At 66.9% G+C, this 21,351-nt stretch carries 17 protein-coding genes; 3 read left to right on the plus strand and 14 right to left on the minus strand.

From position 1 onward, the window contains the following. Window positions 1–62: 62 nt before the first annotated feature. From guaB to ndk, 11 genes are all read right to left on the minus strand, one after another. Complete coding sequence (guaB, locus tag ACO6VK_RS16245) at window positions 63–1,520, minus strand: IMP dehydrogenase (protein WP_136003821.1); 1,458 nt, start codon at window positions 1,518–1,520, stop codon at window positions 63–65. Between the two features lie 204 nt (window positions 1,521–1,724). Next, window positions 1,725–2,600: a bifunctional methylenetetrahydrofolate dehydrogenase/methenyltetrahydrofolate cyclohydrolase FolD gene (gene folD, locus ACO6VK_RS16250; RefSeq protein WP_422508911.1), complete on the minus strand. Its 876-nt coding sequence runs from the start codon at window positions 2,598–2,600 to the stop codon at window positions 1,725–1,727. Between the two features lie 219 nt (window positions 2,601–2,819). Continuing rightward, window positions 2,820–4,646 (minus strand): monovalent cation:proton antiporter-2 (CPA2) family protein, encoded by a 1,827-nt coding sequence (locus tag ACO6VK_RS16255; protein ID WP_422508913.1) that lies wholly within the window; start codon window positions 4,644–4,646, stop codon window positions 2,820–2,822. A gap of 163 nt (window positions 4,647–4,809) precedes the next feature. Continuing rightward, window positions 4,810–5,946, minus strand: coding sequence for a molybdopterin-synthase adenylyltransferase MoeB (gene moeB / locus ACO6VK_RS16260; RefSeq protein ID WP_422508915.1), 1,137 nt, complete (start codon window positions 5,944–5,946; stop codon window positions 4,810–4,812). Window positions 5,947–6,078: 132 nt separating this feature from the next. Beyond that, window positions 6,079–7,476 carry a ribosome biogenesis GTPase Der gene (der, locus tag ACO6VK_RS16265; RefSeq protein WP_422508917.1) on the minus strand — a complete coding sequence of 466 codons (1,398 nt, stop codon included), beginning with the start codon at window positions 7,474–7,476 and terminating at the stop codon, window positions 6,079–6,081. A gap of 12 nt (window positions 7,477–7,488) precedes the next feature. Next, complete coding sequence (gene bamB / locus ACO6VK_RS16270) at window positions 7,489–8,697, minus strand: outer membrane protein assembly factor BamB (protein WP_422508919.1); 1,209 nt, start codon at window positions 8,695–8,697, stop codon at window positions 7,489–7,491. Then, window positions 8,697–9,335 carry a YfgM family protein gene (locus tag ACO6VK_RS16275; protein WP_422508921.1) on the minus strand — a complete coding sequence of 213 codons (639 nt, stop codon included), beginning with the start codon at window positions 9,333–9,335 and terminating at the stop codon, window positions 8,697–8,699. Before ACO6VK_RS16275 ends, bamB begins: the two co-directional genes overlap by 1 nt. Before the next feature lie 57 nt (window positions 9,336–9,392). After that, window positions 9,393–10,247 (minus strand): RodZ domain-containing protein, encoded by an 855-nt coding sequence (locus tag ACO6VK_RS16280; protein ID WP_422508923.1) that lies wholly within the window; start codon window positions 10,245–10,247, stop codon window positions 9,393–9,395. A 6-nt stretch (window positions 10,248–10,253) separates the two neighbouring features. Further along, complete coding sequence (pilW, locus tag ACO6VK_RS16285) at window positions 10,254–11,051, minus strand: type IV pilus biogenesis/stability protein PilW (protein ID WP_422508925.1); 798 nt, start codon at window positions 11,049–11,051, stop codon at window positions 10,254–10,256. Continuing rightward, window positions 11,038–12,246, minus strand: a complete 1,209-nt coding sequence (gene rlmN, locus ACO6VK_RS16290; RefSeq protein ID WP_422508927.1) for a 23S rRNA (adenine(2503)-C(2))-methyltransferase RlmN — start codon at window positions 12,244–12,246, stop codon at window positions 11,038–11,040. The genes pilW and rlmN overlap by 14 nt, the downstream gene beginning before the upstream one ends. A 10-nt stretch (window positions 12,247–12,256) precedes the next feature. Beyond that, window positions 12,257–12,682 carry a nucleoside-diphosphate kinase gene (gene ndk / locus ACO6VK_RS16295; RefSeq protein ID WP_038688788.1) on the minus strand — a complete coding sequence of 142 codons (426 nt, stop codon included), beginning with the start codon at window positions 12,680–12,682 and terminating at the stop codon, window positions 12,257–12,259. Window positions 12,683–13,002: 320 nt separating this feature from the next. Between ndk and ACO6VK_RS16300 the strand changes: the two genes are divergently transcribed. The 3 genes from ACO6VK_RS16300 to ACO6VK_RS16310 all read left to right on the plus strand — a co-directional run bounded on the left by ACO6VK_RS16300 (window position 13,003) and on the right by ACO6VK_RS16310 (window position 17,364). Next, window positions 13,003–13,665: a TetR/AcrR family transcriptional regulator gene (locus ACO6VK_RS16300; RefSeq protein WP_422508930.1), complete on the plus strand. Its 663-nt coding sequence runs from the start codon at window positions 13,003–13,005 to the stop codon at window positions 13,663–13,665. 44 nt (window positions 13,666–13,709) lie between these two features. Next, a complete protein-coding gene (locus ACO6VK_RS16305) occupies window positions 13,710–16,082 on the plus strand; it encodes a 3-hydroxyacyl-CoA dehydrogenase/enoyl-CoA hydratase family protein (RefSeq protein ID WP_422508932.1) in 2,373 nt (790 codons plus the stop codon). 73 nt (window positions 16,083–16,155) lie between these two features. Then, window positions 16,156–17,364 carry an acetyl-CoA C-acyltransferase gene (locus tag ACO6VK_RS16310; RefSeq protein WP_422508934.1) on the plus strand — a complete coding sequence of 403 codons (1,209 nt, stop codon included), beginning with the start codon at window positions 16,156–16,158 and terminating at the stop codon, window positions 17,362–17,364. Window positions 17,365–17,567: 203 nt separating this feature from the next. On the opposite strand, the gene galU is transcribed toward ACO6VK_RS16310, so the two are convergent. The 3 genes from galU to ACO6VK_RS16325 are packed head-to-tail and all read right to left on the minus strand — an operon-like array spanning window position 17,568 to window position 21,350. Beyond that, window positions 17,568–18,452, minus strand: a complete 885-nt coding sequence (gene galU / locus ACO6VK_RS16315) for a UTP--glucose-1-phosphate uridylyltransferase GalU (RefSeq protein ID WP_422508936.1) — start codon at window positions 18,450–18,452, stop codon at window positions 17,568–17,570. Further along, window positions 18,452–20,359, minus strand: coding sequence for a polysaccharide biosynthesis protein (locus ACO6VK_RS16320; protein WP_422508938.1), 1,908 nt, complete (start codon window positions 20,357–20,359; stop codon window positions 18,452–18,454). Before ACO6VK_RS16320 ends, galU begins: the two co-directional genes overlap by 1 nt. 16 nt (window positions 20,360–20,375) lie before the next feature. Next, entirely contained in the window at window positions 20,376–21,350 is a 975-nt protein-coding gene (locus ACO6VK_RS16325; RefSeq protein WP_422508940.1) for an MraY family glycosyltransferase, read from the minus strand. Between the last annotated feature and the right edge of the window lies 1 nt (window position 21,351).

Here is a 21,351-nt window from a genome sequence, read left to right on the forward strand (position 1 = left end):
GGCGGCGGATAGAGAAAGAGGAACGGGAATCAGCTTCCTCGTTCCTCTTTGCGCTTACCGCATCAGGCGCGGTAGTTCGGCGGCTCTTTGGTGATCTGCACGTCGTGGACGTGGCTCTCACGCTGGCCGGCGCCGCTGATCTTGACGAACTTCGGCTTGCTGCGCATGTCCTCGACCGTGCCGCAGCCCACATAGCCCATCGTGGCGCGGAGGCCACCCATCAGCTGATGGATGATGCCGCCAACCGGACCGCGGTACGGCACGCGGCCTTCGATGCCTTCCGGCACCAGCTTGTCGGCGCTGGAGGCGTCCTGGAAGTAGCGGTCCTTGGACCCCTTCTCCATCGCGGCCAGCGAGCCCATGCCACGGTAGCTCTTGTAGGAACGACCCTGGAACAGCTCGGTCTCGCCGGGCGATTCCTCGGTACCGGCGAGCAGGCCGCCGATCATGATGGTCGAGGCGCCGGCAGCCAGTGCCTTGCCGATGTCGCCCGAGTAGCGGATACCGCCATCGGCGATCAGCGGGATGCGGTCCTGCAGCGCTTCGGCGACCAGGTCGATCGCGGTGATCTGCGGCACGCCGACACCGGCGACCACGCGCGTGGTGCAGATCGAGCCCGGGCCGATGCCGACCTTGACCGCGTCCGCACCGCTGTCCAGCAGCGCCAGTGCGGCTTCGCCGGTGCAGATGTTGCCGCCGACGACCTGCACGTTCGGGAAGTTCTTCTTGACCCAGCGCACGCGGTCCAGCACGCCCTGCGAGTGGCCGTGCGCGGTGTCTACCACCAGCACGTCCACGCCGGCAGCGACCAGCGCTTCGACACGGCGATCGGTATCGCCGCCGACGCCCACTGCGGCACCGACCAGCAGACGGGTCGCGGTGTCCTTGGCGGCGTTCGGGTAGTCGGTGTTCTTCTGGATGTCCTTGACGGTGATCAGGCCACGCAGGGCGAAATCATCGTTGACCACCAGGATCTTTTCGATGCGGTTGCGGTGCAGCAGCTGCAGCACTTCATCCGATGCGGCGCCTTCCTTGACCGTGATCAGGCGATCCTTCTTGGTCATGATGTGGCGGACCGGATCGTCCAGCTCGGTCTCGAAGCGCATGTCGCGATGGGTGACGATACCCACCAGCTGGCCACCGCCATCCACCACCGGCACGCCGGAGATGTTGCGCGCCTGGGTCAGCGCCAGCACGTCGCGGATGGTGGTTTCCGGGCCGACCGTGATCGGGTCGCGGATGACGCCGGCTTCGAACTTCTTGACCTGGGCCACTTCGGCGGCCTGCTGTTCGACGGTCAGATTCTTGTGGATGATCCCCATGCCGCCAAGCTGGGCCATCGCGATGGCGAGGCGGGCTTCGGTGACGGTATCCATCGCTGCCGAGAGGATCGGGAGCTTCAGCCGCAGGTCGCGGGTCAGCCGCGTTTCAAGGCTGACATCCTTGGGCAGGATCGTGGAATGTGCGGGGACGAGCGAGACGTCGTCGTAAGTGAGTGCTTCAGCCTGGATGCGCAGCATCGGCATACCCGAGATGTGGGGAAGCGCGACATTTTACCCTTATTTGGGCCCGATGGGCAGGGGGCAGATGCGACGCTGTGTCGCGCCAACGGCAGCCGACCAACGGTCGGCTCTACCGGGATTGCCGCCGCGGACCGTTGGCCGGTAAAGGGCGTCCGGAGATTGGCGCCGCGGCAGGTGCCGACCGTAGGCCGGCACGGACGGTCAGAAGGCCTCAGCCGCCTCGATCGTGTTCTGCATCAGGGTGGCCACGGTCATCGGCCCTACCCCGCCCGGGACCGGGGTGATCCAGCTGGCGCGCTCGGCGGCGGCCTCGAAGCCGACGTCGCCGACCAGGCGGCCGTCGTCCAGGCGGTTGATGCCCACGTCGATCACCACCGCGCCGGGCTTGACCCACTCGCCCGGCACGATGCCCGGGCGGCCCACGGCCACCACCAGGATGTCGGCGTTGCGCACCGACTGCTCCAGCACGTCCTTGGGGGTGAATTTGTGGCAGCTGGTGACCGTGCAGCCAGCGATCAGCAACTCCAGGCCCATCGGGCGGCCGACGTGGTTGCTCACGCCCACGATGGTGGCGTTGCGGCCGCGCACCGGCTGGTCGGTGTGGCCGAGCAGCGTGACGATGCCGCGCGGCGTGCACGGGCGCAGGCCGAACTCGCGCAGGGCCAGGTGACCGACGTTTTCCGGGTGGAAGCCGTCCACGTCCTTGCGCGGGTCGATGCGGTGGATCAGGCGGTTGGCATCGGGGATGCCCGGCAGCGGCAGCTGCACCAGGATGCCGTGGATCTTCGGATCGGCGTTGAGCTGGTCGATCAGGGTCAGCAGCTGGGCTTCGGTGGTCCCGGCCGGCAGGTCGTAGTCGAACGCCTCGATGCCCACCTTCTCGGCGGCCCGGCGCTTGTTGCGCACGTACACGGTCGAGGCCGGGTCGCCCCCGACCAGCACCACCGCCAGGCCGGGCCGGCTGCCACCGGCGGCCAGGCGCGCGTCCACGCGTACCTTGAGGCTGTCCAGCAGGTCTTCGGCGATGCGGCGTCCGTCCAGGATGCGGGCGGAATGGCGGGGGGCGGAATCGTTCATCGAATGCGGGGGCATGGCGGCGGCGGGGAACGTATTGTCCCTGATTTGCCGCGCCCGCGTCGGGGGGGGGGGGGGGGGGGGGGGGGGGGGCGACCCGGGACACACAGTGGCAGCGACGATGCCAACACACAACCTTCCCTTTCTCCCTCCCTCCTCCTCCCCCCCCCCCCCCCCTTTCTCCTCCTCCCCCCCCCCCCCCCCCCCACCACAGGACGCGCATCATTCCTCTTCGGGGACCTCGTCCGCGTTGAGGGTGCGCGCCTTGCGCCTGGGCGCGGTGAACGGTGTCGGCGTGGGCACACCCGGCAGCGCGGTGCCGAACACCATGTGCGCACCGGCGCGCAGATCGCCACCGGCCATCTCCAGCTCGAAACGCTCGGCGTCGCGCTGGCGGATCTGCTCGGCGATGTCGCGCGCATCGTCCTCCTCCGCGCCGAGCTCCACCAGCGCGGCCTGGCCGAACAGCAGCGCCGATTCGAAGGTCTCGCGGATCTGGAAGTCCACGCCGGCATGGATCAGCCGCAGCGAATGTTCACGGTCGAACGAACGCACCAGCAGCTTGGCCTGCGGGAACTGGTGGGCCACCAGCTCGACGATGCGGTCCGCATCCTGCGCGCTGTTCACGCACACCGCAATGGCACGTGCGGTGGCGGCGCCGGACGCGTGCAGCACATCCAGGCGGGTGCCGTCGCCGTAGTAGATCTTGAAGCCGAAGCGCTCTGCGTTGTGGATCATGTCCACGTCGTTGTCGATGATGGTCACGTCCACGTCTCGCGCCAGCAGCGACTGGCTGGCCACCTGGCCGAAGCGGCCAAAGCCGATCAGCAGCACGCTGCCGGACAGGCCGTCGGCCGCTTCCACGCCGTCCATCGACACCGCACGGGCCGGCATCAGCTTGTCGTGCAGCAGCACGAACAACGGGGTGAGCGCCATCGACAGCACCACGATCGCGGTCAGGTTGGCGTTGACTTCCACGCCGATCACGCCGGCGGCGGCGGCGGCCGAGAACAGCACGAAGGCGAACTCGCCGCCCTGCGCCATCACCACGCCACGATCCAGCGCCTGGTGGTGGTCGCTGCCCAGAAGGCGCGCCACGGTGTAGATGCAGACCGCCTTGGCCAGCATCAGCGCCAGCACGCCGGACAGGATCAGCGGCCAGTTGTTGGCCACCACGGTCAGGTCCAGCGCCATGCCGACGCTGAGGAAGAACAGGCCGAGCAGAATGCCGCGGAACGGCTCGATGTCCGCTTCGATCTGATGACGGAAGGTGGATTCGCTGAGCAGCACGCCGGCCAGGAACGCGCCCATCGCCATCGACAGTCCGCCCAGCTGCATCAGCAGCGCCGCGCCCAGCACCACCAGCAGTGCGGCGGCGGTCATCACTTCGCGCGCCTTGGCGGCGGCCAGGATGCGGAACAGCGGATTGAGCAGGAATCGGCCGACCAGCACCAGGCCGATGATCGCACCGGCGGCGATGCCGACGCTGACCCAGCGCGACGCACCGCCCACTTCGGCATGCACCGGCGCCATCAGGGCGACCACGGCCAGCAGCGGCACGATCAGCAGGTCTTCGAACAGCAGGATCGAGACGATTTTCTGTCCCGACGGCAGCGCGATGTCACCGCGTTCGGCCAGCAGCTGCATCACCACCGCGGTGGACGTCAGCACGAAGCCGGCCGCGCCGATGAACGCCACCGGCAGCGGGAAACCGAACAGCATGCAGACGCCGGTGAGGACTGCGCCACACACCACGATCTGCAGCGTGCCCAGTCCAAAAATTTCCTTGCGCAGGCTCCACAGATGCGACGGCCGCATTTCCAGGCCGATCACGAACAGGAACATCACCACGCCCAGTTCGGCGGTATGCAGAATGGCCTTTGGATCGGAGAACCAGCCGAACCCGAACGGACCGATCGCCAGACCGGCGGCGAAGTACCCCAACACCGATCCCAGCCCGAGCCGGCGGAACAGCGGCACCATCACCACCGCCGCGCCGAGCAGCGCGACTACTTTCACCAGCTCACTGGCCCCTGCTTCCACCGCCATGCGGATGTTCCCCGAACTACCTGGATGTTGTCCCCACGATAGGGCAAAGCGTTTGCGGGCAATAGCGCGCGGGCTGCGTTGATTTGTACTGAAAACAGAACAATGCCCCGAGTGGAGGGCGAGATCGTCCTATCGACAGCCGTGCCAGTCGGTTGACCGGCGCTCAGACGCCGCTGCAGAACGCGGCGTAGTCGATGTACCCGGGGAACGTCCGGCCCGGCGCGCACAGCCGGCAGTCCGGGTCCGGTGGCAGCCGCGTTTCGCGGAAGCGCATGGCCAACGCGTCGAACGACAGCAGCCGGCCGACCAGCGGCTCGCCGATGCCCAGCAGCAGCTTCAGGACTTCCGTGGCCTGCAGCAGCCCGACCATGCCTGGCAGTACCCCGAGCACGCCGGCCTCGGCGCAGTTCGGGGCGAATTCCGGCGGCGGCGGCTCCGGGAACAGGCAGCGATAGCACGGTGCCACGCCCCGCTGGCGCCCCGCATCGAACACGCTGACCTGGCCGGTGAAGCGCTCCACCGCGCCGTAGACCAGCGGGATGCCGTGGCGGATGCAGGCATCGTTGAGCAGGTAGCGCAGTGGGAAATTGTCCGAACCGTCCAGCACCACGTCCACGCCTTCCAGCAGCGCATCGATGGTGTCCGAGGCGACCCGTACCTGCACCGCCTCCACGTCGAGAGGCGGATTGAGCGCGAGCAGGCGCTCCCGCGCGGACAGCACCTTGGGCGTGCCGACGCTGGCATCGGTATGCAGGATCTGCCGGTGCAGGTTGCTGCGCTCGACCACGTCGTCGTCGGCGATGCGCAGGTGGCCTACCCCGGCGGCGGCCAGGTAGAAGCTGGCCGGCGCGCCCAGGCCGCCGGCACCCAGCACAAGGACGCGCGACGCCAGCAGCCTGCGCTGCCCGTCGACGCCCACCTGCGGCAACAACAGGTGGCGCGAATAGCGCTCGTTGAAATCGCGCTCGGCATCGCTCTGCAGCGGCTGCACCAGCGGCAGGCCGGCCGCACGCCAGGCGGCGGTGCCCCCGTGGACAGAGGCGATGCGGGTGTAGCCCAGCCCGGCCAGGGTGGTGGCGACGTCCAGCGAGCGCCGGCCGCTCTGGCAGATCAGCACGACCTCGCGGTCGAGTGCCGGCAGGTGCGTGGCCGGTGCGCTCTGAAGGTCGCCCCGGGCGATGCCAAGCGCGCCTTCGGCCATGCCGCCGGCACGTTCATGCGCGTCGCGGACGTCGATCAACAGGGCGCCGTGGGCGAGGCGTGCGCGGGCCTCGGCGGGAGACAGCTCGGGGATGCTCATGCGTGCATTATCGCGCAGACATCCGGGTTGAACCGGCTGGGTGGGTTGCCGGCCAGCGGCCGGCACTGCATGGCGGGATGATTGCCGCGTCTGCAATGCAGAAGAGCCGGCTTTCGCCGGCTCTTCGTTGTCTTACTTGCCCTTGACGTGCTTGATCAGGCGCCGCTTGCGCTTGACCTGACGTTCGGTGAGCACGTTCTTCTTGCCTTCGTACGGGTTGGTACCCTCGCGGAAGATGAACTGCACCGGCGTGCCGACGAGCTTGAAGCGCTTCCGGAAGAAGTTCTCCAGGTAGCGCTTGTACGACTCCGGCAGATCCTTCAGGCGCGTACCGTGCACGATGAAGGTCGGCGGATTGGAGCCGCCCGGATGCACGTAGCGCAGCTTGGAGACGTGGCCACGGATCGCCGGCGGCGGGTTGGTCTCGTAGGCCATCTCCAGCGCCTTGTTGACTTCGCTGGTGCTGAACTCGTGCGTGGCCGAGGCATGCGCGGCGTGGATGCAACGGAACAGCTCGCGCAGCCCCGAGCCATGCTTGGCCGAGATGCGCACCACTTCGGCCCACGGCACGAAACCCAGCTTGCGCGACACCAGCGCTTCGGCCTGCTCGCGCTGGTAGACGGTCAGCCCGTCCCACTTGTTGATCGCCACCACCAGCGCACGACCGGCATCGAGCACCGCACCGAGGACGCTGGCGTCCTGGTCGGTCACGCCTTCAGCCGCGTCCAGCATCAGCACGGCCACCTGGCACTGCTCGATCGCCTGCAGCGTCTTGATCACGCTGAACTTCTCGACCACCTCTTCCACGCGCGCCTTGCGGCGCAGGCCAGCGGTGTCGATCAGACGGTACTCGCGACCATCGCGCTCCATGTCCACCGCGATCGAATCGCGGGTGGTTCCGGGCACTTCGGACGCAATCATGCGCTCCTCGCCCAGCAGGCGATTGACCAGCGTCGACTTGCCCACGTTCGGGCGGCCAACGAAGGCGATGCGGATGCGGTTCGGATCGTTGTCGAGCGTTTCGGTGGTGCCTTCCTCCGGCAGCCGCTCGACCACTTCATCGAGCAGATCGTCCAGACCCTGGCGATGCGCGGCCGACACGGTCAGCATCTCGCTGAAGCCGTAGCGGGCGAACTCAGAACGCACCGTGTCCTCGTGCGTACCGTCGATCTTGTTGATCAGCAGCAGCGTCGGACGCGACAACTTGCGCAGCCAGGACAGGATCTCGTCGTCCAGGGCCGATGCGCCTTCACGGGCATCGACCACGAACAGGATCAGGTCCGCCTCGGCGGCGGCAGCGCGGGCCTGGCGGGCGGTAGCACCGGCCAGACCTTCTTCTTCACCGGCGATACCACCGGTATCGACCACCAGGAACGGGTGGTCTTCATTCAGACGACAAACACCGTAATTACGGTCCCGGGTCACGCCGGGCTGGTCATGGACCAGCGCGTCGCGCGTACGGGTAAACGCATTGAACAGCGTGGACTTGCCGACATTCGGCCGTCCAACCAGGGCGACCAAGGGCAGCATCGCGGTAACTCCTTATTGTGCCAACCGGAATGCGGTCAGCTTTCCATCAACGTTCTGCACCAGCAGAATCCCATCGGCAGCTACCGGCTGCGCCAGCAGGGCGTCGCCGCCACTCTTGGCGCGCGCCGCGAACTCACCATTGTCGGTACGCAGCCAGTGCAGGTACCCCTTGTAGTCACCGACCACAACGTAATCGCCCTGCACGACCGGACCGGTCAGCGAGCGACGCGCCAGGCCGGTCTGCGACCACATGGCCGAGCCACTGGCCTTGTCCAGACCGAACACGCCGCCCTTGTTGTCGGAGACGAACACATTGCCCGAGGTCACGGCCAGGCTGCCAGCGCCACCGTGATCGCGCGACCACAGCGGACGGCCCGTCGGGCCTTCGATCGCCATCGTCTGGTTCTTGAAGCTGTTCACGAACAGGGTGTTGCCGTCCAGCACCGGGGCGCCGTCGACGTCGGCCATGCGCTCCAGCTCGGTACGGCCTTCCGGGGTACCGACCATCTGGTCCCACACGGTGCGGCCGTCCTGCATGGCCAGTGCCGCCACGCTGCCGTCATCGTTGCCGATGAACAGCACGCCCGGACCCACCACCACCGGCGCGTTGCCACGCACGGTCAGGGCCGGCAGCTCACGCGGGTTGAACCAGCGCTGGGTACCGTTGCCGGCATCCAGGGCGGTCACGCGGCCATCGTTGCTGCGCACGAACACCATGCCCTGGCCCACGGCCGGGGCGGAAATCACTTCACCGGGCACCTTGGCGCGCCACTTCTCGCTGCCGTCGTTGGCATCCAGCGCGATCACCTGGCCGTCCAGCGTGCCGATCACCACCAGGCCTTCGCCAACGCCCGGGCCGCCGGACAGGCGCAGCTTGGGCTTCTTCTTTTCCTTGGCCGGCTCGTAGGTCCAGACCTTCTTGCCGGTCTGCAGGTCGATGGCATGCACGCCACCGGCAATCGCAGCGGCGTAGACACGGCCATCGGCAACCACCGGACCCTGGCGCACGCCGATGCGCTTCTCGCCCTTGCCGACGTTGACCGACCACAGCTTGTCGACCTTGACGGTCGGCTCGAATTTCACCAGCTCCGCCGGCTCCAGCGCCTTCTTGGCCGCCGCGTCCTTGCCGGCGAACCAGCCCTTGACGGTGGAGCAGCCCGACAGGGCCACGCCCAGCAGGACCACCGTGGCAACGCGCTTGATCATGACCATCTGGTTCATTACACCGACTCCGCAGGATCGGTGACGGTGCCACCGGCATCCATCACTTTGGTTTCCAGCAGACGCCGCTGCGGCGCTGCCACGTCCAGCGTCTTGAGCGCCTTCTCATACTGTTCGCGGGCGGCATCACGCTTGCCCTGCGCCATCAGCGCATCGCCGTGGATCTCGAGGCTGGCGCTGTCGGCTGCGGTACCCAGCAGCTTGATCGCGTCATCGCTCTTGCCCGTGGCGACCAGCAGGCGTGCGACGCGCTGATCGATCACCGGCTTGAACTCGCCCTCGGCAGTGATCCCGCGCAGGGTCGCCAGCGCGGCCTCGTCCTTGCCCGCATCCACCTGCGCCTTGGCCAGCTGCAACGCCGCCAGGTCCGCATAGATGTTGGCCTTGCCGCCTTCAAGCGCCTTCACGCCCTTGGCCGCCTCGTCCAGATTCATCTCTTCCAGGCTCTTGAGCACGGCCTGGTAAGCGACGTTGGCATCGGCCAGCGAGTTGCTGTGCCGGGCCTGCCATTCGGTCCAGCCCCAGATGCCGGTAATCGCAATGGCGACACCGGCCAGGATGCTGAGACCATTCTTCCGCAGCCAGCCGCGGACGCGTTCACTTTGTTCGTGCTCGTCGAGCAGATCGTCGATCGCCATGCGTACTCTCGCCCCGCCCGTCAGGAGGAGCTATTTGAATTGGATTGGGAACGCGACTCAGTGTGAAACCGGAGCCACGGAGCCGTCAGAGGATACCGTAAAGCGTGCCACGTTGGCTCGCTGGTACGGCGAAAGGTCGACGATAGTGCCGCCCTGCTGAACCTCGACCGCCGACGCATTGCCCAGCACCATGCGGCCCACCTGGCCCGGCGTGAAGCTGCGGGTTTCGCCGGACTTCACCAGCGCCTTCTCGACGGTGGTGCCATCGGGAGCGGCAATATCGACCCAGCTGTCGCCCTTGAACTGCAGGTTCAACGCGCCGGCCGGCATGGCCGTACTGGCCGGACGCGGCACGGGGGTCAGCGATGCCAGATACGGCGCTGCCGGCTTGGGCGGCTCCGAACTGACCGGGGCCGGCGCGGCAGGCGGCGTATCGCCCCCTGCCACGGGAACCGCTGCGGGAATGACATCCAGCGAGGCGGTATTGGGGGTGTTGGCAGTCCCGTCGAAATGGCCGCGGGTGGCGAACCACACCGGCACGGCCAGCACGGCGGTGATGCCGACATAGAGCGCGCGGCGACCGAGGCTCTCGGCGATCCGGCGCGCCCGCGGGGTATGTGTGTGGCTGACCAGCTGCGGCGGCACCACCGGCCCGATATGGGCCTGTTCGAGCAGGTCGGTGATGTCGACCTTGAGCAAACGGGCGTAGCTGCGCAGCTGGCCGCGGACGAACACCGGCGCGCCCAGGCGCTGCCACTGTTCCTCTTCGAGCGACCGCACCACCTGCACCGGCATGCGAAGCTGCTGACCCACCGATTCGAGCGTCAGTCCGGCCGCTTCGCGCGCCTGGCGGAGTCGAGCTCCGGACCCGGTCACGGTGTCGAAAGCGTTCACAGTCTGGTCATCAATCACAATGCTTCAACCCCGGGGATTAGGAGCCGCATCCTGCGGAAATTCGTTGCGAATTCGCTGCAGATAACGACTGGATGCCGCGTTGTCGCCAAGCTGCACCTCGATTTGTGAGGCAAGTTGTAACACGGAACGTGTGGCCGGTGCAGCCGCAAGACGCCGTTGCGAGAAGGCCCGGGCCTCGAAAAAGCGCCCCTGGGCGAACTCGCTGCGGGCCATCGACTCCAGCGCATAGGCGTTGGTCGGCTCCAGCTGTACCGCAGCGCGCAGGTCGCGCTCGGCGCGTTCGGGCTGCCCGGCATCCAGTGCGCATCCCCCGGCGTTGGCCAGTGCCGACGCCGGCGTGGCATACCCGGGGGCGCTCAGGGCGCGGTCGAACCACTCCAGCGCGGCGGCAGGCTGGCCGTGGGTGCACAGCCAGGCGCCATAGTTGTTCAGGACATCACCGCGACTGGGCGCGACATCGGCGGCCTTGCGGTAGTGGGTGCCCGCCGCGACGTCATCGCCCCGGCTGCTGGCGATCTGGGCCAGCAGCATGTAGGCCTCGGGCCGCGTCGCATCGATCTTCACCGCGGCCCGGGCCTTCTTGGCCGCCACATCCAGGCCGCCGGCACGCAGCGCCTCGGACGCCAGGACGACCTGGTCCTGGTAGCCCACCCGCTGCCGCGTGGCCGGGTCATCGCGGACCTCGTACACCGGCGCGACGGGCAACTGCCCGGCCGGGTGTCTGACGCCATGTCTGCCACAGCCGGCCATTGCCAGCACGCAGAGAACAACGGCTGGCAATCGGCAATCAGGCAGCGGCATCCCGGTCTTTCCCGTCCTGCAGCAATGTCTTGTTGAATTCGGCCTGGCGGCGCGTGCGATCCATGACCTGCCCCTTGAGCTGGCCACAGGCGGCATCGATGTCGTCGCCGCGGGTACGCCTGACCATCGTCAGCACCTGGGCATCGAGCAGGATCTTCTGGAACGCGCGGATCTCCGTATCGCCGGAGCGCTCGTAGCGGGTACCCGGGAACGGATTGAACGGAATCAGGTTGACCTTGCCCGCATGCGAGGTCTGCACGGCGTTGTCGAACTGCCGCATCAGCCGCGCCAACTGACGCGCATGCTCGGGCTGGTCGTTGATGCCCTTCATCAGGGTGTATTCGAACGTCACCGACTCACGCCGCTTGTTGGCGCGCAGGTAACGCGCGCAGGACGCCATCAGGTCAACGATCGGGTACTTCTTGTTGAGCGGCACCAGCGTCTCGCGCAGCGCATCGTTCGGCGCATGCAGCGACACCGCCAGCGACACATCGCTTTCGGCCGACAGGCGGTCGATCTGCGGCACCAGGCCGGAGGTCGACAGGGTCACGCGCTTGTTGGCCAGGCCATAGCCCAGATCGTCGCGCATCACGCTCATGGCGCGCACGACGTTGTCGAAATTCATCAACGGCTCGCCCATGCCCATCATCACCACGTTGGTGAGACGACGCTGCTTGTGCGGGATGTTGCCCAGGTGGCGTGCCGCGACCCACACCTGGCCGATGATCTCGGCGGTGGACAGGTTGCGGTTGAAGCCCTGGGTGGCGGTCGAACAGAAGGTGCAGTTCAGCGCGCAGCCGACCTGCGAAGACACGCACAGCGTGCCGCGGTTCTTGTCCGGGATGTACACCGCTTCGATGGCGTTCTTGCCATCGGTGCCCATCGCCAGCAGCCACTTGTGGGTGCCATCGGCGGACGGCTTGTCGAACACGATGTTGGGAACGCGGACCTCGGCATGCTGCTGCAGCTTGGCGCGCAGCGCCTTGCCCAGGTCGGTCATCTGATCGAAATCGGTGACGTAGTGGTGGTGGATCCACTTCATCACCTGATGGGCGCGGTAGCGCGCTTCGCCGAGAGTCTCGGCGAAGAAGCGCTCCAGACCCTCGCGATCGAGGTCGAGCAGGTTCTGCTTGGCCACAGCCGGACCCGGGACGAGTACGGATGGGATGGCGGTGGGCTGTACGACCTCGTTCACGGCATCACTCTCAGCGCGAAACGACTTCGGTGGCGGCGAAGAAGTAGGCGATTTCGATCGCGGCGTTCTCGACCGAGTCCGAGCCGTGGGCGGCATTGGCATCGATGGATTCGGCGAAGTCGGCGCGGATGGTGCCCGCAGCGGCTTCCTTCGGATTGGTGGCGCCCAGCAGGTCGCGGTGGGCCAGCACGGCGTTGTCGCCTTCCAGGGCCTGGATCATCACCGGGCCGGAGATCATGAACTCGACCAGCGCGTTGAAGAACGGACGCTCGCGGTGCACGGCGTAGAAGCCTTCGGCTTCACGGCGCGACAGCTGCTTGTACTTGGCAGCCACGACCTTCAGGCCGGCCTTTTCGAAGCGGGCGTAGATTTCACCGATGACGTTCTTGGCGACGGCGTCCGGCTTGATGATGGAAAGGGTGCGCTCCAGCGCCATGGGAAGTACTCCGTTGGGCGGGCCACTGATCGGCCCGAGGTTAGCATGAAAAAAACCCGCGTCAAAACGCGGGCTTAGCCTGATATACGTGAGGCGATTCTAACGTGTAACCCGACGGCGCGGTAGTGCCGGCCCCTGCCCGGCCATCCCAGCAGCGCCAAGGCAGGCGCCCCCGTTCAGCTCCTCGACGGCCCCGCCCCGCGACCGGACGCCCCCGGGCCTGGATGAACGAATCCCCCACCCTGTTGTGCGCCGCACAATGCCAGCGCGCGGCCACAGGTCTAGTATCAAACAATCGTTTGATTGAACCTGCCCGCCTCATGGCCAAACCCGCTCACTTCTCCACCAAGGACCGCATTCTCGGCGCTGCCGAGGAGCTGTTCGCCCAGCACGGTTTTGCCGGCACGTCGCTGCGCCAGGTCACCAGCCAGGCCGACGTCAACATCGCTGCGGTCAATTACCACTTCGGCTCCAAGGAGAACCTGGTCAACGAGGTGTTCCGCCGCCGCATGGACGAGATGACCGCCGCCCGCCTGGCCCAGCTGGACGCGGCGCGGCGCGAGTCCCCCGGTGAACTGCGCCCGGTGCTGGCCGCCTTCGTCGAACCGGCCCTGGCGATGGCCCAGGACCGCCAGACCGGCGGCGCCTTCGTGCGCGTGATCGCCCGGGCCTACGCCGAGAAGAACGACAACCTGCGCAAATTCCTCTCCGACCACTACGGTCACGTCCTGCGCGACTTCGGCAAGGCGATTGCCGCCTGCGTGCCGGGGCTGAGCAAGGAAGAGCTGTATTGGCGGCTGGACTTCCTGGCCGGGTCGCTGACCTACGCGATGGCCGACTTCGGCCTGATCAAGCGACCCGCCGGTGTCACCGAAGCCGCGCATCGTGCCCATGCGGCACGCGAACTGATCCACTTCGCCGAAGCCGGGTTCCGCGCCAGCGCAACCAGCGACGCTTCGTCGACGCCCCTTTCCACCCCGTAGAGCCGGGCGCTACCCGGCTGCCAGACCAACAAAGGCATAACGACATGTCCAATTCCCTGCTAGTCCGCCGCGCCGCCGTGCTGGGTGCCGGTGTCATGGGTGCCCAGATCGCGGCCCACCTGACCAACGCCGGCGTCGATACCGTGCTCTTCGACCTGCCTGCCAAGGAAGGTCCGGCCGATGGCATCGTGCTCAAAGCCATCGCCAACCTGGGCAAGCTCAGCCCTGCCCCGCTCGCCAGCAAGTCCTACGCCGAGGCGATCACCCCGGCCAACTATGAAACCGGCCTGGAGCAGCTGCGCGGCTGCGATCTGATCATCGAAGCCATCGCCGAGCGCATGGACTGGAAGCAGGACCTGTACAAGAAGATCGCCCCGTTCGTGGCCGATCACGCCGTGCTGGCCTCCAACACCTCCGGCCTGGGCATCAACAAGCTCGCCGATGTGCTGCCCGAGCAGCTGCGTCACCGCTTCTGCGGCGTGCACTTCTTCAACCCGCCGCGCTACATGCACCTGGCCGAACTGATCCCGGCACGCGGTACCGACGCGGCCGTGCTCGAAGGCCTGGAAGCGTTCCTGGTCACCACCCTGGGCAAGGGTGTGGTGTACGCCAAGGACACCCCGAACTTCATCGGCAACCGCATCGGCGTGTTCTCGATCCTGTCGACCATCCACCACACCCAGCAGTTCGGCCTGGGCTTCGACGAAGTGGACGGCCTGACCGGCCCGCTGGTCGGCCGCCCGAAGTCGGCCACCTACCGCACCTCCGACGTGGTGGGCCTGGATACGATGGCGCACGTGATCAAGACGATGGGCGACACCCTGCCCAACGATCCGTGGCACCAGTACTTCACCTCGCCCAAGTGGCTGGACGCGCTGATCGCCAAGGGCGCGCTGGGCCAGAAGACCGGTGCCGGCATCTTCCGCAAGGTCGGCAAGGACATCGTGGTGCTGGACCTGGAGAAGCAGGACTACCGCGCCGCCGACCGCACTGCCGCGCCGGAAGTGGTCGAGATCCTGAAGATCCGCAACCCGGCCGAGAAGTTCGCCAAGCTGCGCGAAAGCCAGCATCCGCAGGCACAGTTCCTGTGGGCGACCTTCCGCGACCTGTTCCACTACAGCGCCTACCACCTGGCCGACATCGCCGAGACCGCGCGCGACGTCGACCTGGCCATCCGCTGGGGCTACGGCTGGTCGCTCGGCCCGTTCGAGACCTGGCAGGCCGCCGGCTGGAAGCAGGTGGCGCAGTGGATCGCCGATGACATCGTCGCCGGCAAGAGCATGAGCAATGCGCCGCTGCCGGACTGGGTGTTCGATGGCCGCGATGGCGTGCACGCTGCTGAAGGCAGCTACAGCCCCTCGCGCAACGCCAAACTGCCGCGCTCGTCGCTGCCGGTGTACCAGCGCCAGCGCTTCCCGGACCCGCTGCTGGGCGAAACCTTCAGCCCGGGCGAGACCGTGTTCGAGAACGACGGCGTGCGCATGTGGCACGACGGCGACGGCATCGCCGTGGTCAGCTTCAAGACCAAGATGAACACCGTGTCCGACCACGTGCTGGATGGCCTGCAGGAAGCCATCAAGCGCGCCGAGAAGGACTTCAAGGGCCTGGTGATCTGGCAGCAGAAGGAACCCTTCTCCGCCGGTGCCGATCTGGCCGGTGCGCTCGGCCTGCTGCAGGCCGGCAAGGTCGACCAGTTCGAGGAAATGGTGCACAACTTCCAGCGCACCAGCCAGGCGATCAAGTACTCGCTGGTGCCGGTGGTGACGGCCGTGCGTGGGCTTGCGCTGGGCGGCGGCTGCGAGTTCCAGATGCACAGCGCCAAGAGCGTGGCGGCACTGGAAAGCTACATCGGCCTGGTCGAAGCGGGCGTGGGCCTGCTGCCGGCCGGCGGTGGCCTGAAGGAACTGGCGGTGCGTGCCTCGCAGGCGGCCGGTCCGGGCGGCGATGTGTTCGCCGAGCTGAAGAAGACCTTCGAAACCGTGGCGATGGCCAAGGTCTCCAACTCGGCGGTCAACGCCAAGGAACTGGGCCTGATGCGCGCCACCGACAAGGTGGTCTTCAACAGTTATGAAGCGCTGTACATCGCCAAGGCCGAAGTGCAGGCGCTGGCCGAAGGCGGCTACCGTCCGCCGATGCCGGCCCGCCGCATCCAGGTCGCCGGCGACGTCGGCATCGCCACCTTCAAGATGATGCTGGTCAACATGCTCGAAGGCCGTTTCATCAGCCCGTACGACTACGAGATCGCCGTGCGCATCGCCACCGTGCTGTGCGGTGGCGAAGTGGATCGCGGCACGCTGGTGGACGAAGAGTGGCTGCTGACCCTGGAGCGCAAGCACTTCGTCGAACTGGCCCAGCAGGAAAAGACCCAGGCCCGCATCGCGCACATGCTGAAGACCGGCAAGCCGCTGCGCAATTGATGGCTCACCCCTGCCTACGGTGGGTGCCGACTCCGGTCGGCACTCCGGCTAAAAATTTCGAGAGATCACTGCAATGACCAAGCAAATCCAGGACGCCTACATCGTCGCCGCCACCCGTACCCCGGTCGGCAAGGCGCCCAAGGGCGTGTTCCGCAATACCCGTCCGGACGACATGCTCGCCCATGTGCTCAAGTCCGTGGTCGCGCAGGCGCCGGGCATCGACGTCAACCGCATCGATGACGCCATCATCGGCTGCGCGATGCCGGAAGCCGAGCAGGGCATGAACGTGGCGCGCATCGGCGTGCTGCTGGCCGGCCTGCCGGACACCATCGCCGCGCAGACGGTCAACCGCTTCTGCTCCTCCGGCCTGCAGGCCGTGGCGATGGCTGCCGACCAGATCCGCCTGGGCAACGCCGACCTGATGCTGGCCGGCGGTACCGAGTCGATGTCGATGGTGCCGATGATGGGCAACAAGATCGCGATGGCACCGAGCGTGTTCGACAACGATCACGTCGCCATCGCCTACGGCATGGGCATCACCGCCGAGAAGGTCGCCGAGGAATGGAAGGTCTCGCGTGAGGAGCAGGACGCCTTCGCCCTCGCCTCGCACCAGAAGGCCATCGCCGCGATCCAGAACGGCGACTTCAAGGACGAGATCAGCCCCTACGATGTGCGCACCCGCCAGCCCGACCTGGCCGATGGCCGTCGCATCATCACCCGCGACCGCATCGTCGACACCGACGAAGGCCCGCGCCTGGATTCGTCGGCCGAAGGGCTGGCCAAGCTGCGCCCGGTGTTCCGCAACGGCCAGTTCGGCGGCACCGTCACTGCCGGTAACTCCTCGCAGATGAGCGACGGCGCCGGCGCGGTGCTGCTGGCCTCCGAGCAGGCGGTCAAGGACTACGGCCTGACGCCGCTGGCCCGCTTTGTGAGCTTCTCGGTCGCCGGCGTGCGACCGGAAGTGATGGGCATCGGCCCGATCGCCGCGATTCCGAAAGCCCTCAAGCAGGCGGGCCTGACCCAGGACCAGCTGGACTGGATCGAGCTCAACGAAGCGTTCGCCGCGCAGTCCCTGGCGGTCATCCGCGACTGCGGCCTGGACCCGTCCAAGGTCAACCCGCTGGGCGGCGCCATCGCCCTCGGCCACCCGCTGGGCGCCACCGGTGCGATCCGTACCGCCACCCTGCTGCACGGCCTGCGCCGTCGCCAGCAGAAGTACGGCATGGTCACCATGTGCATCGGCACCGGCATGGGTGCAGCGGGCATCTTCGAATCGCTGTAATGCCGGGCGTTGCCCGATAGAACGGAAAAGGGCAGCCGCGAGGCTGCCCTTTTTTGTTGGGTTTGCGTACCGACCAACGGTCGGTACCTACCGGGTTGCTGCGTACCGACCAACGGTCGGTACCTACCGGGTTGCTGCGTACCGACCAACGGTCGGTACCTACCGGATCGCCGCGTACCGACCAACGGTCGGTACCTGCCGGGTCAGCCGTCGGCGAGCGCCTTCTTGAGCATCTCGCGGGCGGGGCCGGCCAGCTTCTCGTTGTTCAGCGCAAAGCGGATGGTGGCCTCGACCAGACCCAGATGGGTGCCGCAGTCGAAACGGGTGCCCTCGAAGCGGTATGCATCCACGCGCTCGGTCTTGAGCAGTTCGGCGATGGCGTCGGTCAGCTGGATCTCGCCGCCGGCACCGGTGCCGGTGGATTCAAGCAGGTCGAAGATCGCCGGGCTCAGCACATAACGGCCGACCACAGCCAGATCGCTGGGCGCGTCCTCGGGCTTGGGCTTCTCCACGATTGCGCTGATGCGCCCCTGGCGGCCGTCGAACGCGTCGGTCGCCACGATGCCGTAGCTGCCGGTCTTGTCGCGGGGAACGTCTTCCACGGCGATGATGCTGGCGCCGCTGGCCTGGTTGGCGTCGGCCATCTGCTTGAGCGCACCATCGCCGCGGTTCCAGATCAGGTCGTCGGGCAGCAGCACGGCGAACGGTTCGTCACCGACGATGGCCTTGGCGCACAGCACCGCGTGGCCCAGGCCGAGGGCCTCCGCCTGGGTGACGAAGATCGCCCGCACGCCGTTGGGCAGCACGTGCCGGACCAGCTCCAGCTGCTCCTTCTTGCCGGCGCGCTCGAGCTTCTGCTCCAGTTCGTAGGCCTTGTCGAAGTAGTCGGCCACCGCATGCTTGTAGCGGTTGGTGATGAAGATCAGGGTGTCGCACCCTGCTTCGATCGCTTCGTCGACCGCGTACTGGATCAGCGGCCGATCAATGATCGGCAGCATCTCCTTGGGAACGGTCTTGGTCGCCGGCAGAAACCGGGTACCCAGACCCGCTACCGGGAATACCGCCTTGCGAATGCGCTTGTTGCTCATCAGTGCCTGTTGGCCTCTCGTGCGGGGAACGGCAGCACTGTAGCGGAGGTGACGTTATCGTCCTGTGGCAATGGCGAGAACTCGGGCATGGTCGCAAACAGGATGCTGTTGATCGCATCGGTGTCGTAGGTGGCGATGGCCTCCCGCAGCTTGGGCACGTTCCCCAGCACCTGCTCGCGGGCGAAGCTGCGCACCCCGGCTTCGAGGATCTTGGGATGCGCCGTCGGGCGATAGTCCTCGTCCGAGTAGAACAGCGTCTCGTGCAGCTTCTCGCCCGGGCGCAGCCCGGTGTAGATGATCGCGATGTCCTTGTACGGCTGCTTGCCGGCCAGGCGGATCATCTGCTCGGCCAGCACGCGGATCGGCACCGGCTCGCCCATGTCCAGGGTGTAGATCGCACCATGCGACGCCGATGCGGCGGCCTGCAGGATCAACTGGCAGGCCTCGGGAATGGTCATGAAGTAACGCGTGACTTCCGGATCGGTCACGGTCACCGGTCCGCCCTTGAGGATCTGCTCGCGGAACACCGGGACCACACTGCCGGCCGAGGCCAGCACGTTGCCGAAGCGCACGGTCACGAAACGCGTGTGGTTGGTCTTCTGGTCCAGGCTCTGGCAGATCATCTCGGCGTAGCGCTTGCTGGCGCCCAGCGCGTTGACCGGATCGACCGCCTTGTCGGTGGAGATGAACACGAAGTGCTCGATGCGTGCTTCGACGCAGGCGCGTGCCACCGTTTCGGTGGACAGGATGTTGTTGCGCACCGCCTCGCGCAGCTGCCGCTCGAGTACCGGCACCTGCTTGTAGGCGGCGGCATGGAACACGGCGTCCACGCGCGACAGCGACAGGGCATGCCGGACCACCGCCGGATCGCCGCAGTCGCCCAGCACGGCTTCCACCTCCAGATCGGGGAAGCTGCGCTTGAGCTCGGCCTCGATGGTCAGCAGCAGCAGTTCGCTCATCTCCAGCAGGACAATGCGGCCGGCGCCGTGGCGGGCGCACTGACGGCACAGTTCCGAGCCGATCGAGCCGCCCGCGCCGGTCACCAGTACGGTGCGACCGCCCAGCCAGCCGCGGATCAGCGACCAGTCCGGCAGGATCGGCTTGCGACCGAGCAGATCTTCGATCGCCACCTCCTTGAGCTGGCCTGGCAACGAATGGCCCAGCAGGATGTCGTTGAGCTTGGGCACCATGCGGAACGGCACACCGGTGCTTTCGCACAGCGCGACCACGCGCTGCATGCCGACCGCATCCAATGAGGGAATGGCGATCACCAGCAGCTTGGCCGCGGTTTCGCGGACCACGGCGGGCGCATCGTCCAGCGTACCGAGGATCGGCAGGCCCTGCAGCTTGGCGCCCTGCAGGTGTGGCGCGTCATCGAGCAGCCCGACCGGATGAAAGTCACCGGACCGGCGCAGGTCGCGCACCAGCGCTTCGGCGGCCTGGCCGGCACCCAGGATCAGCACGCGGCGCGCGCTCGCGTCCGACTGCAACGCCTGGTAGTCCTTCCATGCGCGGTACAGAAGGCGTGGCGCCCCCAGCAGGGCGGACAGAGCGAACGGATAGATCACCAGCACCGACATCGGCACGCCGTTGAAGCGCTTGTAGGCCAGCGCCACCACGATCGCCAGCAGGCCGATGAAGCTGGCCTTGAAGATGTTGAGCAGGTCGGCCACGCTGGCAAAGCGCCAGAGACCGCGATACAGGCCCACGCGCCAGAACACCACGGCCTGGATGACCAACACCAGCGAGGTGTCGATGTTCCACAACGGCAGGGACGGTGCATCGGGAAGCATGGAGTAACGGCCGGCGTGCAGCAGCTGCCAACAGGCCCAAACCATGAACAGATCATGGGCAACGATGGCGGCTCGCGGAATCAAGCCGGTAAAACGGTCCTGCCAAGGCGTCATAAAAAGCACAATCCTTCTAGAAGCGCATTCCCTTGCGCAGGAGTAGCCAAAGGCCGGTCGCGAGGGTCATCCACGCGACAGCCACGGCAGCCTCCCACCTCGGCTGCAAATGTGTGCAAGCATTAAACACCGCGACACTGAATAAACCAAAAACAAAGTACATACCGGTCGTGAAACTGTGGCTTGCGCCACTTTTCACCATCCGCTGGTACAGGTGCTGTGTGTGGGGTTGCGTCCAACGCTGCCCGGACAGCATGCGCGACAACAGTGTGAAGCCAGCGTCCACAAGGAAGGCGGTCAACGGCACCAGCAGCAGCATCCACTGGATGTCGGTGACCACGCTGGTCAGGCACACCAGTGCCGCGATCGCATAGCCAAGCGCGCCGCTGCCGACATCGCCCATGAAGATGCGTGCCTGCGGGAAATTGAACGGCAGGAAGCCCAGGCACGCCAGGCCAAGCACCACCCCGGCCAGGCCATAGGGCGACGGCAGCACGAGCGCAAAGGCCATCGCGGCCAGGATCGCCTGTGTGGTGGCAATGCCATTGATCCCATCCATGAAATTCCAGATGTTGATCAATGACACGGTAAACAGCAGGGCCAGGACCGACTGCACCGGATTGCCCGTGAACTGCCAGACCAGGCCGGCCAGCAGCGCGGACGCGACCAGGTGCACCAGCAGGCGGCGCAGCGCGGGCAACGGGTGGTGGTCGTCCCACCAGCCGATGCCGGCCACCATCGCCAGCCCGATGGCGAACACCAGCAGGGCCGTGCCCGCCGACGGCCAGATCAGCGCCGCCGCCAGACAGGCCAGCAGCAGTGTGGCCACGATCGCGATGCCGCCGCCGCGCGGCGTGGCAACGCCGTGGCTGCGGCGCTCGCCCGGCTGGTCCATCAGGTTGCGACGCAGGGCATACCGGCGCGCGCACCAGGTCAGCGCGGCCGAGAGGGCCATGAACGCGACCAGGTCGACCAGCCAGATCCAGGGCATC

The organism is Stenotrophomonas sp. GZD-301 (genome assembly GCF_049310345.1).
In the GTDB taxonomy this organism is placed as follows: domain Bacteria; phylum Pseudomonadota; class Gammaproteobacteria; order Xanthomonadales; family Xanthomonadaceae; genus Stenotrophomonas.